This window comes from Bariatricus sp. SGI.161, from assembly GCF_050313695.1.
In the GTDB taxonomy this organism is placed as follows: Bacteria; Bacillota; Clostridia; order Lachnospirales; family Lachnospiraceae; genus JAFBIX01.
Map to the genome: position 1 here is coordinate 80,317 of NZ_JBNPLX010000006.1, position 14,374 is coordinate 94,690.

Consider the following 14,374-nt stretch of genomic DNA (forward strand, 5'->3'; position numbering starts at 1 on the left):
GAAAAGCCCCCCGTCCCCTCTCTGCTACAGACGTATCTGCCGGATCAATTTACGGATCGGTAATACGAATGATGGTGATACGGACAGTTCATCGATTCCCATCTTCAGGAACGTCTCTGTCAATGTCATATCCGCGCCAAGTTCTCCGCAGATACCTACCCAGCAGCCATGCTGGTGTCCATTATCTATAGTTGTCTGAATCATTCGAAGCACTGCCGGATGATGTGCATCGTAGATATTATCAAGTTTCATATTCTGGCGGTCAATCGCAAGTGTGTATTGTGTCAGATCGTTCGTTCCGATACTGAAGAAGTCAACTTCCTGTGCCAGCAGATCACTGATCATGACCGCTGCCGGCGTCTCTATCATAATCCCCTGCTCCACTTCTCCGTAACAAATTCCTTTTGCATCCAGTTCTCGCTTAATCTCTTCCACAATCGCCTTGATCTTCCTCACTTCATCGACAGAGATAATCATCGGATACATAATTGCAATATTGCCATATGCGCTTGCGCGAAGAAGGGCTCGCAGCTGAGTCTTGAATATCTCCGGTCGATCCAGGCAGATTCGGATCGCACGATAGCCCATAGCCGGATTCTCTTCTTTTTCCATATGGAAGTAATCCACTTGTTTATCCGCACCGATATCAAGCGTCCGGACAATCACTTTTTTGCCCGCCATATTCTCTGCAACCGTCTTATATGCCTGGAACTGTGCTTCTTCATCCGGATAATCGTCAGCTTCCAGATACAAAAACTCACTTCGGAACAGACCGATACCAGCCGCATCATTGGCCAATACTCCCGCAACATCCTTCACGCTTCCAATGTTCGCATACAGACGAATCTTCTTTCCATCCAGGGTTACATCTTCTTTGCCCCGAAGTTGCTCTAACAATTCTCTGGCTTCCAGATCTTCTCTCTGCTTCTTTCGCATCTTTGTAAGCACTTCTTCTTCCGGATCGATGTATAATTTCCCTTCATAACCATCCACCACTGCCAGTTTTTCATTCCAGTCTTCCTGAATCTCTACTCCGATCAGCGCCGGGATATTCATAGTTCTTGCAAGAATTGCCGTGTGTGAATTAGAAGAACCATAGCGGGTAACGAATGCCAGCAGCTTCTCCTTGTCCATCTGCACCGTCTCACTTGGTGCCAGGTCATCCGCCACAACGATGACAGGTTCTGCTCCCAGATCCCCACCATCATTTCTTCCACTCAGGACATTCACAAGCCGTTCGGATATATCCTTAACATCCACTGCTCTGGCCTTAAAATAATCATCATCCATCTCTGCAAACATTGCAGCAAAGTTATCTCCAGTCGTCGCAACCGCGAATTCTGCATTGACCCGCTGTGTCTCGATGATATTTACTATAGAATCTACATAGTCATCATCTTCCAGCATCATGGCATGAACCTCGAAGACAGCTGCATTGACCTCTCCCACCTCTTTGACTGCTTTTTCATACAGGACATTTAACTGATCAATCGCTTCCTGGCGCGCCGCCTCATATCTCTGAATCTCTGTTGCAGTATCCTGAATCTTTTCTCTCTTTACGGACTGTTCTCCTTTTTGGTAGAAGAAGAGCTTTCCTATGGCAATGCCTTTGAATATTGATTTTCCCTGATAAACTTCCATCTCTGCTACCTCTGGTCTTCTCTGATTATAAGTTTGTCTTGAAAAATGCTTCCATTGCTGCGCATGCCTCTTCTTCATCTGAGCCGGTAACTTCTACAGTGACTTCTTCGCCACATTTTACCCCCATGCCCATCAACATCATCAGTTTTCTGACATCGGCCTGCTTGTCTCCTTTTTTGATCATAATCTGTGATTCATATTTCTTTGCTTCTTTTACCAACATTCCTGCCGGTCTTGCATGGATTCCCACTTCATCTGTAATAACGTAATTAAATGTCTTCATAATTTTAATCTCCTTTTTGTTTTTATTCTTTCCTATTTATTATCAGAACTTTCTCGTTCATCACTTGTTACTCTTTCAATATGCATGGCCAGATATCCGATCTCCACTTCACTTAGATTACACTTCAGACTTTTTCCAACCCGCTCGCAGATAACCTTCGCTGTCCGGAAAGCCTGTGGAAACTTAATTCCCATGTAATCATTCATATATCCCGTCTTTCTGCGAAAGACACCAATGCGTCATGAAACTGGTGCACTGACCTTTCGCTATCTAATCTGTTTTCCTTCTGATATTATCTTCTTATAAGACTGACACACTACAGAACACGTGGAGGTGAGTGGCGGGGCTGTATAGCGGCGACCTCGTATTCATATATGTTGTCGGTCATCCGTTAAGGCATCAATGAGTGGCGCATAACAGTAGCCCGTAAACTTATCTCTTCCGAAGTCGACTCGATCTCGCCGGATGACCAGTCACTGTCAGTTTTATAACTATAAATTCAGGAGGTAGTTACTTGTCTTTTAAAATTTTGAAATTCAATTGCTGTGGACTTGATGTCCACAAAACATGGAGCTATGCCTGTATCGGTATTACTGATTCCAATAATCGTACAGAGTACAAGCAAGCTCGCTTTTCTTCCTTCACAAAAGGATTGAATGCGTTGTGTGACTGGCTTGCAAAATACAACTGTAAAGATGTATGCATGGAATCTACCGGAAAGTATTGGATCCCTGTGTTCAATATCTTAGAGCAACACAAAATCTGGGTTACTCTGTCTCATCCCAAATACACAAAACCGATGAAAGGAAACAAAACCGACCGTAAAGATGCGAAATGGATTTGCGATCTATACATGTGTGGTATGGTTAAACCTTCCTTTATTCCACCTGCTGACATCAGAGAACTTAGGGATCTTGTAAGATACCGTTTCAAACTCACCTGCATGATTACCGGTGAAAAGAATCGTGCTCAGAATTGTCTTACAGTATCCAATCTAAAACTTGATGATGTTTTTTCTGATGTATTTGGTAAATCTTCTCGTTCTATTACAGAACAGATTTTGCAACACCCTGGTGAAAAATTTGATGTAGCACCTTTCGTTCATGGTCGCTGCAAAACTCCCATTGAAGAAATACAGGCGGCCATTGATGGGGCTATCTCTAAAGAACAAGCTGTGAAACTTAGACAATGCCTTGATCATATCGATGAATTACAAAAGCACATTTCAGAAGTAGAACAGGAAATCCTTCGTCTCAGTGATAAATATGAGGCTGCTTTAAACTTAATAAGGACTGTTCCCGGATTCGATAAGAATCCAATGACTGCTATTCAAGTGCTTTCAGAGATTGGCGGTGATATGTCTGTCTTCCCCACAGCTAAACACCTCGTCTCCTGGGCCGGATGTTGTCCTCGAAATGATAAAAGCGACCGCAAAATCAAATCCACTCGGATTTCCCGTGCTGGTTCCTATTTTAAACCAGTTCTAGTACAAGTTGCAAATGCTTTAATCAAATCGAAGAAACTTCCCGAATTTACTACTCGCTATAAACGTATCAAAGCACGCCGTGGTCACAAGAAAGCCATCATTGCTATCTGTCGTATGATCCTGACCGCTATCTGGCACATACTTACAGATCTGAAGCCATATACACCAGAAGGCTTTCTTGAATCACGTCCTGTGAACAAAGAAAAAGTTCTTACCACTTCTCAGGCACTTAATCTGCTAAGGCAACGAGGTTATCTCATCAAGGATGATCCTTCACCTGCTTCCTGATTAGGTGTTGCGTTAATATTCAATTTTCAGCCACCATATGATGGCTTATTTGTGATGTTCAAATTTATACTCTATCTGCTACCTCTTTGTTTCAAACTTGTTCACCTTAAGCTGCTCTCCACTGATTGCCCTCGCAACCATATATCGTATATGATTCATCAGACGATTGTAAGACAGCGACATGACATCGATTGGCCTTCCAATCTCTTCTTCCACCAGCGAAATACATTCCCGGACTGCGCGAGCCATCTGCATAGCCTGCGACACTTTCTCATCTTCAATTGCCGAATGAATATGAAGTGCAATGTAGCCCACCTCATCTTCATCAATCCGAAGATTCATTTTTCTTGCCAGGATCGGTGCAATACAGCTTGCAGCCTTGAATTCCATATGGAACAGAATTCGGATATCTTCCGTTAACGGATTGCTGATCTGCTCACCGTTTTTCATTCTCTTTATTGCAAACTCAATGTGGTCTGCCATGGGGAAAAGTATACTTCTGTCAATCTTTCCAAATATTTTCTCTGCCTCATCCAGAACCTCATTCGCAATCTCCAGACACTCCGGCGAGATCTCTTTCACCAGTTCACGTGCATCTCCACGGTCTGTGGATGCCTGAAGAGAATAGATGGCATCTTCTTCTCTTGCCTCCACTCTTTCACTCACCTTTTTCCCAAAACCGATTCCCTTGCCCATGATAAGATATTCTTGATGATTCTCGGTCTGAATTCCTATGATCGTGTTATGATTCAACACCTTTTTTATCCTGTACATACTTTTCCCCACTCACACTTTCTCTTTATTCGCAGAAGTCCACTGCAAAAAGCGGTTCACCCGCCTGAATTTCGCCTTCCTTCAACAGGCGGATCTTCTGATTTTCCTCCAGTTCCGTACAAAGTACCGGTGATGCCATAGATGGTGCATTTGCCTGCAGGTAATCCAGATCCATCTTAAGCATCGGCTCACCCTTTTTCACCTTTTGTCCGTTCTCGACTAACACTTCAAATCCATTTCCTTCTAATTTAACGGTATCAATTCCCATATGAATCAGAAGACCAATTCCAGAATCTGTCTGGAATCCAATCGCATGCTTCGTCTCGAATACAAAACACACCTCTCCGTCTTCCGGTGCGCACACATATGCATCCTTCGGTGTCACAACCGCACCATCGCCCATCATTCTTCCGGCAAAAGCCTCATCCGGAGCTGTCCCTAGATCAGCCGCAACACCCGTTACCGGGCTGGAGATGGTGATCGTCTTCACAACTTTCTGTTCTTTTTCTTCATTCTGGTTCTCTTTTACCGTCTCTTCCTGAACATCAGCCACATATTCTTCATCTGGTGCTGTCTCAAGATAATCTTCCAGATTAGACTTAATAACTGTAACTCTCGGTCCATATATAATCTGTACTCCATTTCCTTTATGAACGACTCCAGATGCTCCTGTTGATTTCAAGAGCGCATCATTCACCAGTTCCGCTTTATAGACCGTACAGCGAAGTCGGGTAGCACAACAGTCCACATCCGAGATATTTTTCTTGCCTCCAAGACCCTGACAAATTGTCTGTGACAATTCATCTACAGCAGTTCCTGTCGCTGAACCTTCCCCTTTCTTTCTTGCCTCCACATCACTTCTTCGATACAACTTCACTTCTTCACTGTCATCTCTTCCCGGTGTCTTCAGATCCAACTTTCGAATCAGGAAACCAAAGAGGAAGTAATATACAATAAAGTATCCAATTCCCACGATTACAATCCAGATCCAATTGGTCTTCGCGTTTCCCTGAAGAATACCGAACAAGAACATATCAATCAGTCCGCCCGAGAATGTCATTCCCACTCCGACATGAAAGACATGCATCAACATATACGCAAGTCCTGCAAACACACAGTGAATTCCATACAAAAGAGGTGCTACAAACAAGAAAGTGAATTCCAATGGTTCTGTAATTCCTGTCAGCATGGATGTCAACGCTGCCGACAGCAGAAGGCCGCCTACTTCTTTGCGCTTTTCCGGTTTCGCTGTTTTGTACATCGCCAAAGCTGCTCCTGGAAGTCCAAAGATCATAAGTGGGAACTTACCAGACATAAATCTTGTCGCAGACACTGCAAAGTGCTCTACCGCAGGATCTGCAAGCTGTGCAAAGAAAATGTTCTGTGCACCCTCAATCGTCTGTCCTGCAACTTCTAGTGTGCCGCCTAATGCCGTCTGCCAGAACGGAAGATAGAACACATGGTGCAGACCGAACGGAATCAACAGACGTTCCATCAATCCGTAGACCCAGGTTCCAAAATACCCAGAATTCAATACCACATCACCGATTGCGTAGATTCCGCTCTGCACAACAGGCCATATAAAGTACATTGCGATACCAACTCCAGTGTACACCAAAGAACACACGATCGGAACAAATCTTGTACCGCCGAAGAACGAAAGAACCTGCGGCAATTCAATCTTGTAATAACGATTGTGGAGAGCTGCCACTCCAAGTCCTACGAGCATACCTCCGAACACTCCCATCTGAAGAGATGTAATTCCACATACAGATGTTGTCGCTCCATTCAGCAAGGTCTCTGCTCCGCCGCCAATCTCAATCATCGCACCAATGGATGCATGCATGATGAAGAAAGCGATAACAGCCGCAAGAGCAGCAACTTCCTTCTCTTTCTTCGCCATACCAATCGCCACACCCATGGCAAATATAATCGGAAGATTCGTAAAAACAATATTTCCCGCATCCTTCATAACCAGAAAAATGGCGTTAAATACGGTTCCCTCACCCAGGATTCCGTCCAATCCATATGTTGCGAGCATCGTTGCGTTACTGAAGGAACCACCGATTCCCAGTAACAGTCCGGCTACAGGCAGGATAGCAATCGGGAGCATAAAGGATCTTCCCACGCGCTGTAGCACACCAAAAATTTTGTCTTTCATCTTTTTTCTCCTTTTCCTTTTTGCGTTCAGACATCTATGTACATCAGTAAGAGAGTAGATTCCATAAAAAATGGTATAAAAAAAGGCACTAACACACATAAATATCTTTTACATTTATGTATAGTTAATGCCTCGTTTTTCAAAAAAACAAGTAACATGCTATCACTGATTATTAAATTATCATTTGAAATTGGGTTTGTCAAGCCATTTTTCTGATTTTACAACACTTCTTCTAAAAAGACAAAAAGAGCCATTCCAATTGGAACAGCTCTTTGAAAAATCATCTTTTTGATTATTTAAGGTTAACTTCTGCACCCTCAGCTTCAAGTTTAGCTTTGATTTCTTCAGCTTCTGCCTTAGAAACAGCTTCTTTAACTACCTTCGGAGCTTCGTCAACTACTGCCTTAGCTTCTTTTAATCCAAGTCCTGTGATCTCACGAACAACTTTGATTACTTTAACCTTAGATGCGCCTGCAGATACTAACTCTACATCGAACTCATCTTTCTCTTCTGCTGCTGCAGCTTCTCCGCCTGCTGCTGCAACTACTACACCTGCTGCTGCAGAAACACCAAATTCTTCTTCACATGCTTTTACTAAGTCATTTAATTCTAATACTGATAATTCTTTGATTGCATCAATAAATTCAGCTGTTGTTAATTTTGCCATTTTATTTTCCTCCATTTTTGTTTTATTTTTTTAATTCTTAAATGAAGTTCTTTTCACTAAGCTCGATAACACCTCGCTAAGTTCAAAGAACGGGTTCGCACTAATCTCGAAAATACCTCGATAAGTGCTCTACTCCTCTGCAGCTTCTTCTGCCGGAGCTGCTGCTACACAGTTCTCAGCGCCACCCTGCTCTGCGATCTGGTTAAGAACACGAGCAAGATTTGTAATAGGTGACTGTAAGCTTCCAAGTAACTTGGACAGTAATTCTTCTCTTGATGGAATCTTGGACAGTTCTGTCAGTCCGTCAACATCGTATACTGTACCTTCAATAACACCTGCTTTTAATTCAAGGGCTTTTGCATCTTTTGCAAACTTGCAAAGGATTCTTGCCGGAGCTGTTGCGTCATCTTTAGAAATCGCGATAGCGCTTGGTCCTTCCAAGTGTTCGTCTAAAGCTGCGAAATCAGTTCCTTCAAAAGCTCTCTTCATCATTGTGTTTTTACAAACTTTGTAGATGATTCCTGCTTCTCTTAACTGTTTACGCAGTTCTGTGTCCTGAGCAACAGTTAATCCGCGGTAGTCTACTAATACAACACTTGCTGCATCCTTGATGTCATCTGCAATAGCCTGTACGATTGGTTGTTTTAATTCAACTTTTGCCACGAATGGTGCACCTCCTTATATTATTTGTCCGACTGCTTATAAGGAATATTCAAAAAACACCCCTATGTCCAAAGACACAGAGGCGTTATAATTCACAAATTCGAATCTAACTTTCCTCGGCAGGCGATTGTAATACTTACGCTTTCGCACCTGCTGTCTTCGGCAGTCACTGTCAGTTATGTTATCACCATTTTATATATTTGTCAATATCTTTTTCAAAAATACCCCTGCCAAATTAGCAGGGGTATTATATATACATCGATTATTTCAATCCAACTAATTAAACAAGCTTTAATGGGTTAACTTTTACGCTCGGTCCCATTGTAGAAGTAAGAACCACGCTCTTTAAGAACTGGCCTTTTACTGCTGCAGGTCTTGCTTTGTTGATTGCATCGATCAGCGTCTGGAAGTTGTCCGCAAGTTGTTCTTCAGTAAATGAAGCTTTTCCTAATGGCACATGGATAATGTTTGTCTTGTCAAGTCTGTACTCAATCTTACCAGCTTTGATCTCCTGGATTGCTTTGGTAACATCCATTGTTACTGTACCAGCTTTTGGGTTTGGCATAAGACCTTTTGGTCCAAGTACACGACCGATACGTCCTACAACACCCATCATATCTGGTGTAGCAACAACAACGTCGAATTCAAACCAGTTTTCTTTCTGGATCTTCTCGATCAGTTCCATTCCTCCAACGTAATCTGCTCCAGCTGCTTTAGCTTCTTCAGCTTTTGCATCCTTTGCGAATACTAAGATACGAACTTTTTTACCTGTTCCGTGTGGCAGTACAACTGCTCCACGAATCTGCTGGTCAGCGTGACGTCCGTCACACCCGGTTCTGATATGAGCTTCGATGGTCTCATCGAATTTTGCTACTGCAGTCTTTTTAACTAATGCCACTGCATCTGCAACATCATAGAGAGTTCCTCTGTCAATTGCTTTTGCAGCTTCAACATATTTCTTTCCTCTTTTCATCTAAATAACCTCCTTGTGGTAATGTCGGGATAACCCTCCCACGATTCTTGTTTACACGTTTATTCAGTAACTTTAACACCCATACTGCGGCATGTTCCTTCGATCATGCTCATAGCACTCTCGATTGTTGCTGCATTTAAGTCTGGCATCTTTGTCTCTGCGATCTGTCTTACCTGTTCCTTTGTGATCGTAGCTACCTTGGTCTTGTTCGGAACGCCTGAACCAGATTTGATGTTGCAGGCTTTCTTAATCAAAACAGCTGCCGGTGGTGTCTTTGTGATGAAGCTGAAGCTTCTGTCATTGTAAACTGTGATAACAACAGGAATAATCAAATCTCCCTGATCTGCAGTTCTTGCATTAAACTGCTTTGTAAATTCAACGATATTTACACCGTGCTGACCAAGTGCTGGACCAACCGGTGGTGCCGGTGTAGCTTTGCCGGCAGGAATCTGTAATTTAATATAACCTGTTACTTTTTTTGCCATTTTAATTACCTCCTTGTGGTACTCCCGGGAATCTTTGTCCCTCCCACTTTTTTGTTTTACTTATTCCACAGTGCCAGCTCGATTGCGCTGCGCTTCATCTCGCTGAGGGCTGTCGCCCTATACGGTTTCCATTATATGTCTGTCGGTGAGCGAGCTCCCCTGCAGCCAATAATGTAACCCGTGCACTGCTTATAGCAGTTACATCTTTTTAACTTCTGCGAAACTTATTTCAACCGGTGTTTCACGGCCGAATAATTCAACATTGATGGTAAGGCTCTGCTTCTGCATGTTCATAGACTGGATAACTCCAACTGTATCTGCCCATGCACCGGCAATTACCTGAACAGTATCGCCCTCTTCAAAATCTACGACAATATTCTCTTCTCTGATTCCCAGCGATGCCATCTCTGCATCCGTAAGCGGAACCGGCTTAGATCCCGGTCCTACGAACCCAGTTACACCTCTTGTGTTGCGGACAACATACCATGTATCATCGTTCATGATCATGTGAATCAGAACATAGCCTGGAAACATCTTCTTCTGCGTCGCCTTCTGGACACCATTCTTCATCTCAACGACATCCTGCATTGGCACCTGAACTTCCAGAATCTGATCTTCCAGATGTCTGTTTTCAATTGTCTTATCAATGTTGGCTTTTACTTTGTTCTCATACCCAGAATAAGTATGAACTACATACCATTTTGCCTCTGACATAAACTCACCTTTCTTGCGTGCAGATTATCAGTTATCTTACTAATAAATCCACTCCGTACTGGGCAATAAAATCAATGATCGCAATGATCGCACCCAGAACTACGGTTACAGAAACAACTGCTGCCGTCTGCTTTGCTACTGTCATCTTATCTGGCCAAATGATTTTCTTAAATTCTCTGCTAAGACCTTTGAACCAGCTTTTCTTCTGCGTCTTATCGCTCATGACACCCACTCCTTTGCAGCGACTATTTTGTTTCTTTGTGCAATGTGTGTGACTTGCAGAACTTACAGTACTTCTTAGTCTCCATGCGTTCCGGATGAGCTTTCTTATCCTTCGTCATGTTGTAGTTACGCTGTTTGCATTCTGTACATTCCAATGTGATTCTTGTACGCACAACTTCCACCTCGCTTTGTTTGTCTAAATTAACTTGTTACTTGGTAGCTTGCGAGGCTACCCTAATTTTAGGCATAAAAAAAAGACCTACTTCCATTCGCTAGGATAGTGTACCATACCACAAGCCAAAAAGCAAGTCCTTTTTCTATATTTAACCCTTTAACGTACTAATCATATGCCAGATTGCCATCCCCGGATGATACAGAAGCATTCGCGGTCCCGAGAAGCGCATGACCTTTCGAATCTCTTCTTGCATCTTTGGCTGATAGCAATGAACCTTGCACTGATTGCAGAAAGTCTTCGTCTCCATGAATGGGCAGTGATCCACCCGCATCCTTGCATAGCGTCGTAATTCTTCACATGCACTGCATAATCCATTCTCCTTGTGCAGATGCCGATGATTCTTTCGGCAATATATAGCAATCATCTGATCTATAACTTGTTTTTCTTTTTCTCGTTTTTGCTGACTATTCTTTGCTGACATCTCATCCTTTATGCCTCTTTCCTGATCGTGCGGATGCATGTAAAGAAATAGATATATTTGAATAGAATCAAAAACAGGATGAATCCTCTGCCATAGACATTCTGCATCGCCGCAAATGCCAGCAAAAGCATTGCAGATGCCGGGAAAAGTATCCCTAGCTTGGTCTTAAGTGTCATCGCTCTGTTTCTTACAAAGCTGTCCAGATGGTTCTGATATAATTTGGTTCCTACGAACCATTCATGAAGTCTTCTCGACCCCTTTGCCAGGCAAAAGGAAGCAAGCAGTAAAAACGGCGTGGTCGGAAGCACCGGAAGTGCAACACCTACTGCTCCTATTACCAGAAATACCACACCTGCTGCCATCCAGATTATTTTTATTGGATTTTTCATCACTTCTCTCCTTGCATATTATTGGTAATTAGTTATCACTAACTCATGCGTAAAAAAATATCCCCCAGGGTAGTTAGTTTCTTCTAACTTCCCAGAGGATATCAAATTTTAATTATCCTGTCAATATAAATACCCGTTTCTTTACTGGATAATATTCTCAATAACTTTCTATTAATTTTTTCCACTCAATAACTTGTCAATACTTACCAGTTTTACACCAAGAACAAAGATCTCTGCTGCCACTGCCAGTTCCTCAACCGTCGGGAAAGACGGTGCAATACGGATATTGCTGTCTTTTGGATCCTTTCCGTATGGATACGTTGCACCGGCACCTGTCATGACAAGTCCAGCTTCCTTCGCCTTTGCAACGATTGCTTTTGCACAGCCTTCCATCGCGTCAAAGGAGATAAAATATCCGCCCAGCGGTTTCGTCCAGGTTCCAATCTCAAGTCCGCCAAGTTCTTTTTCCAGAACTTCTTCTACTTTCTCAAACTTCGGGCGAAGGATATCCGCATGCTTACGCATATGTGCATACATACCCGGCATATCTTTGAAAAAGCGTACATGGCGCAGCTGATTCAGCTTATCATGTCCGATCGTCTGGAACTTCATATATTGTTTTGCGTCTTCAATATTTGCCTCAGAAGCTGCCAGTGCGGCGATTCCGGATCCTGGGAATGACACCTTGGAAGTGGAGATGAACTTCAGAACCATGTCCGGGTTACCTGCCTTAATACATTCATTTAACAGTTCAAGGATCACATCTCTCTTATCATCGTAAAGATGATGAATGGAATATGCATTGTCCCAGAAAATACGAAAATCCTCTGCAGCCGGCTTCAATCTTGCAAATCTTCTTACCGTCTCATCGGAATAGGATATTCCAGTTGGATTCGCATACTTCGGTACACACCAGATTCCTTTGATGGAATCATCCTCAGCCACTAATTTCTCCACCATATCCATATCCGGTCCCGTCTCCAGAAGCGGAATATTGATCATCTCAATTCCAAAGAACTCTGTAATGGCGAAATGGCGGTCATATCCTGGCACTGGACACAGGAATTTTACATGGTCTAACTTGCACCATGGAGTACTTCCCATAATACCATGTGTCATAGCGCGTGATACGGTATCGAACATAACATTCAGACTTGAATTACCATAGATAAGAATATTTCTCTCCGGCACCTCAGACATGTCCGCCAATAATTTTCTGGCATCACTGATTCCGCAGAGAACTCCATAATTTCTGCAGTCTACGCCATCAGAACTTACCAGATCTGATTCACTGGTCAAAACGTCCATCATTCCGATGCTCAGATCAAGCTGTGCTTTTGACGGTTTGCCTCGAGACATATCTAACTTCAGGCCCTTGCCCTTTATATCTTCAAACTGCTGCTCCAGATCACTCTTTAATGCTAATAACTCTTCTTTACTCAACTGACTATATGGTGTCATCGGGGTTCCCTCCTGTATCTTCATTCATTCATAGCGTCACTATTTGCTATTTTACGTATATATTGAAAAAATGTCAATATATACTTGCATTTTTGTTGTATTTACATTGTTAAAAAGCTGACTTTTTCGTTTTAATATGCAATTTTTTGTTCAAAAACTTGCAAATTCTCATTATTATTCTTTTCAGTATTTTGAACAAAAATTATGTTATACTTTATCTATACTTATTTTTTATATAAAGAGGAATTTTTATGAAACCTTATCAAAGATTTTTACAATATGCAGCAATACAAACAGCAAGTGATTCTACTCAAAAAAGATGTCCTTCTACTAACTCACAATTTACATTAGCCAATCTATTAGTCGAAGAAATGCATGGTCTTGGAATCAATAATGCAAGAGTAACTGAACATTGCTTTGTATACGCATCTTTACCAGCAACACCTGGTTACGAAGAGAAACCAAAGTTAGGATTTTTAGCTCATCTAGATACAGTTTCTGACTTTTGTGAACATCAGATTAACCCTGTCATTCACCCAAACTACCAAGGGCAGGATCTCCCTCTCGGCAACAGTTACCGTACTTTGAAGGTGGAAGAATATCCCCATCTTTCTCTTTATAAAGGACAGGATTTAATAACATCCGACGGGACTACAATTCTAGGCGCTGATGATAAAGCCGGCATTGCTGAAATCATCACAATGGCAGAATGCATCCTGACATCAGGAATTCCTCACGGAACTATCTGCATTGCATTCACACCCGATGAAGAAATGTATAACGAAGTGCATTATTTTGATTTTGAAGAATTCGGTGCTGATTATGCATTTACACTTGACGGTGAAGGGGAAGGAGAAATTCAATACGAGACTTTCTATGCTTGCCAGGCAGATTTTACCATTCATGGATATTCCACCCACCCCGGCAGCGCAAAAAACACGATGGTAAACGCCAGCCTTATAGCAATCGAGATTAACAACATGTTGCCGCAAAATGAGACTCCAAGAGACACAGAATTATATGAAGGCTATTATCATTTAACAAATATAAGCGGAGATTCCGAACATTCTGAGCTTCATTATAGTATCAGAGATCATAACCAGAAACATTTTGAGGAAAGGAAGACAATACTTCGCCAAATCACAAATGCATTAAACAAAAAATGGGGACCCAATACCATCTCATTGACTCTGACCGATACTCACAAAAACATGGCGGAAGTCATCCAGCATCACATGCATTTAATCCAAAATTCCATCCAGGCATGCATAAACGCCGGAATAGAACCTAAGGTTATTCCGCTTCGAGGTGTAACGGATGGTTGCTGGCTTAGTTTTCACGGTCTCCCATGCCCAAATATCGGGACAGGCGGTCATGCTTTCCACACTCCTTTCGAACACATAACCATCGAAAGCATGGAAAAAGTAACCCAAATGTTAGTTGAGCTCATAAAACTATATTCTCGATAATGAATCACCAAATGCCAGAATGACCTCTTAATCATTCTGGCA

At 42.4% G+C, this 14,374-nt stretch carries 17 protein-coding genes and 1 other annotated feature; of the genes, 2 read left to right on the forward strand and 15 right to left on the reverse strand.

Features of this window, described 5'->3' with window-relative positions:
• Window positions 1–24 precede the first annotated feature (24 nt).
• Genes ptsP through ACQRBH_RS05155 form a run of 3 tightly spaced genes read right to left on the reverse strand, consistent with a single transcriptional unit; the run spans window position 25 to window position 2,130 of the window.
• Window positions 25–1,641, reverse strand: a complete 1,617-nt coding sequence (gene ptsP, locus ACQRBH_RS05145) for a phosphoenolpyruvate--protein phosphotransferase (protein ID WP_427761130.1) — start codon at window positions 1,639–1,641, stop codon at window positions 25–27.
• 25 nt (window positions 1,642–1,666) lie between these two features.
• Window positions 1,667–1,924: an HPr family phosphocarrier protein gene (locus ACQRBH_RS05150; protein ID WP_427761091.1), complete on the reverse strand. Its 258-nt coding sequence runs from the start codon at window positions 1,922–1,924 to the stop codon at window positions 1,667–1,669.
• Window positions 1,925–1,956: 32 nt separating this feature from the next.
• Window positions 1,957–2,130, reverse strand: a complete 174-nt coding sequence (locus tag ACQRBH_RS05155; protein WP_427761092.1) for a PRD domain-containing protein — start codon at window positions 2,128–2,130, stop codon at window positions 1,957–1,959.
• 308 nt (window positions 2,131–2,438) lie between these two features.
• Here ACQRBH_RS05155 and ACQRBH_RS05160 point away from each other — a divergent pair, with 308 nt between their 5' ends.
• Window positions 2,439–3,698 (forward strand): IS110 family transposase, encoded by a 1,260-nt coding sequence (locus ACQRBH_RS05160; protein WP_427761093.1) that lies wholly within the window; start codon window positions 2,439–2,441, stop codon window positions 3,696–3,698.
• Window positions 3,699–3,776: 78 nt separating this feature from the next.
• On the opposite strand, the gene ACQRBH_RS05165 is transcribed toward ACQRBH_RS05160, so the two are convergent.
• The 12 genes from ACQRBH_RS05165 to ACQRBH_RS05220 form a co-directional block, all read right to left on the reverse strand.
• Complete coding sequence (locus ACQRBH_RS05165) at window positions 3,777–4,472, reverse strand: PRD domain-containing protein (protein ID WP_427761094.1); 696 nt, start codon at window positions 4,470–4,472, stop codon at window positions 3,777–3,779.
• A 25-nt stretch (window positions 4,473–4,497) separates the two neighbouring features.
• A complete protein-coding gene (locus ACQRBH_RS05170; protein WP_427761095.1) occupies window positions 4,498–6,633 on the reverse strand; it encodes a glucose PTS transporter subunit IIA in 2,136 nt (711 codons plus the stop codon).
• Between the two features lie 292 nt (window positions 6,634–6,925).
• Complete coding sequence (gene rplL, locus ACQRBH_RS05175; RefSeq protein WP_235231583.1) at window positions 6,926–7,300, reverse strand: 50S ribosomal protein L7/L12; 375 nt, start codon at window positions 7,298–7,300, stop codon at window positions 6,926–6,928.
• Window positions 7,301–7,429: 129 nt separating this feature from the next.
• Entirely contained in the window at window positions 7,430–7,963 is a 534-nt protein-coding gene (rplJ, locus tag ACQRBH_RS05180) for a 50S ribosomal protein L10 (RefSeq protein WP_427761096.1), read from the reverse strand.
• 44 nt (window positions 7,964–8,007) lie between these two features.
• Window positions 8,008–8,144: a sequence feature (ribosomal protein L10 leader region), on the reverse strand.
• Between the two features lie 99 nt (window positions 8,145–8,243).
• Complete coding sequence (rplA, locus tag ACQRBH_RS05185) at window positions 8,244–8,936, reverse strand: 50S ribosomal protein L1 (RefSeq protein ID WP_235231579.1); 693 nt, start codon at window positions 8,934–8,936, stop codon at window positions 8,244–8,246.
• Between the two features lie 59 nt (window positions 8,937–8,995).
• Entirely contained in the window at window positions 8,996–9,421 is a 426-nt protein-coding gene (gene rplK, locus ACQRBH_RS05190; protein ID WP_235231578.1) for a 50S ribosomal protein L11, read from the reverse strand.
• A gap of 198 nt (window positions 9,422–9,619) precedes the next feature.
• Window positions 9,620–10,135 (reverse strand): transcription termination/antitermination protein NusG, encoded by a 516-nt coding sequence (gene nusG / locus ACQRBH_RS05195; RefSeq protein ID WP_235231577.1) that lies wholly within the window; start codon window positions 10,133–10,135, stop codon window positions 9,620–9,622.
• A 31-nt stretch (window positions 10,136–10,166) separates the two neighbouring features.
• Window positions 10,167–10,358: a preprotein translocase subunit SecE gene (gene secE, locus ACQRBH_RS05200; RefSeq protein WP_235231576.1), complete on the reverse strand. Its 192-nt coding sequence runs from the start codon at window positions 10,356–10,358 to the stop codon at window positions 10,167–10,169.
• Between the two features lie 22 nt (window positions 10,359–10,380).
• Window positions 10,381–10,530 (reverse strand): 50S ribosomal protein L33, encoded by a 150-nt coding sequence (gene rpmG, locus ACQRBH_RS05205; protein WP_083262913.1) that lies wholly within the window; start codon window positions 10,528–10,530, stop codon window positions 10,381–10,383.
• Window positions 10,531–10,680: 150 nt separating this feature from the next.
• On the reverse strand, window positions 10,681–11,013 hold the full coding sequence (locus ACQRBH_RS05210; protein ID WP_427761097.1) for a nitrous oxide-stimulated promoter family protein: 333 nt from the start codon (window positions 11,011–11,013) through the stop codon (window positions 10,681–10,683).
• 8 nt (window positions 11,014–11,021) lie between these two features.
• The gene (locus ACQRBH_RS05215) at window positions 11,022–11,402 is read right to left on the reverse strand and encodes a YbaN family protein (RefSeq protein ID WP_427761098.1); all 381 of its coding nucleotides are present in this window, start codon (window positions 11,400–11,402) and stop codon (window positions 11,022–11,024) included.
• A 171-nt stretch (window positions 11,403–11,573) separates the two neighbouring features.
• Window positions 11,574–12,863 carry an aminotransferase gene (locus tag ACQRBH_RS05220; RefSeq protein WP_427761099.1) on the reverse strand — a complete coding sequence of 430 codons (1,290 nt, stop codon included), beginning with the start codon at window positions 12,861–12,863 and terminating at the stop codon, window positions 11,574–11,576.
• A gap of 251 nt (window positions 12,864–13,114) precedes the next feature.
• Here ACQRBH_RS05220 and pepT point away from each other — a divergent pair, with 251 nt between their 5' ends.
• Complete coding sequence (gene pepT / locus ACQRBH_RS05225) at window positions 13,115–14,332, forward strand: peptidase T (protein WP_427761100.1); 1,218 nt, start codon at window positions 13,115–13,117, stop codon at window positions 14,330–14,332.
• The last annotated feature ends 42 nt before the right edge of the window (window positions 14,333–14,374 follow it).

Coding starts and splice junctions, on each gene's coding strand:
- ACQRBH_RS05165 (WP_427761094.1), bottom strand. CDS start 4,472: ATGTACAGGATAAAAAAGGTGTTGAATCATAACACGATCATAGGAATT.
- ACQRBH_RS05155 (WP_427761092.1), bottom strand. CDS start 2,130: ATGAATGATTACATGGGAATTAAGTTTCCACAGGCTTTCCGGACAGCG.
- nusG (WP_235231577.1), bottom strand. CDS start 10,135: ATGTCAGAGGCAAAATGGTATGTAGTTCATACTTATTCTGGGTATGAG.
- pepT (WP_427761100.1), top strand. CDS start 13,115: ATGAAACCTTATCAAAGATTTTTACAATATGCAGCAATACAAACAGCA.
- ACQRBH_RS05220 (WP_427761099.1), bottom strand. CDS start 12,863: ATGACACCATATAGTCAGTTGAGTAAAGAAGAGTTATTAGCATTAAAG.
- ACQRBH_RS05150 (WP_427761091.1), bottom strand. CDS start 1,924: ATGAAGACATTTAATTACGTTATTACAGATGAAGTGGGAATCCATGCA.
- ACQRBH_RS05215 (WP_427761098.1), bottom strand. CDS start 11,402: ATGAAAAATCCAATAAAAATAATCTGGATGGCAGCAGGTGTGGTATTT.
- ACQRBH_RS05170 (WP_427761095.1), bottom strand. CDS start 6,633: ATGAAAGACAAAATTTTTGGTGTGCTACAGCGCGTGGGAAGATCCTTT.
- ACQRBH_RS05210 (WP_427761097.1), bottom strand. CDS start 11,013: ATGTCAGCAAAGAATAGTCAGCAAAAACGAGAAAAAGAAAAACAAGTT.
- secE (WP_235231576.1), bottom strand. CDS start 10,358: ATGAGCGATAAGACGCAGAAGAAAAGCTGGTTCAAAGGTCTTAGCAGA.
- rplA (WP_235231579.1), bottom strand. CDS start 8,936: ATGAAAAGAGGAAAGAAATATGTTGAAGCTGCAAAAGCAATTGACAGA.
- ptsP (WP_427761130.1), bottom strand. CDS start 1,641: ATGGAAGTTTATCAGGGAAAATCAATATTCAAAGGCATTGCCATAGGA.
- rplL (WP_235231583.1), bottom strand. CDS start 7,300: ATGGCAAAATTAACAACAGCTGAATTTATTGATGCAATCAAAGAATTA.
- rplK (WP_235231578.1), bottom strand. CDS start 9,421: ATGGCAAAAAAAGTAACAGGTTATATTAAATTACAGATTCCTGCCGGC.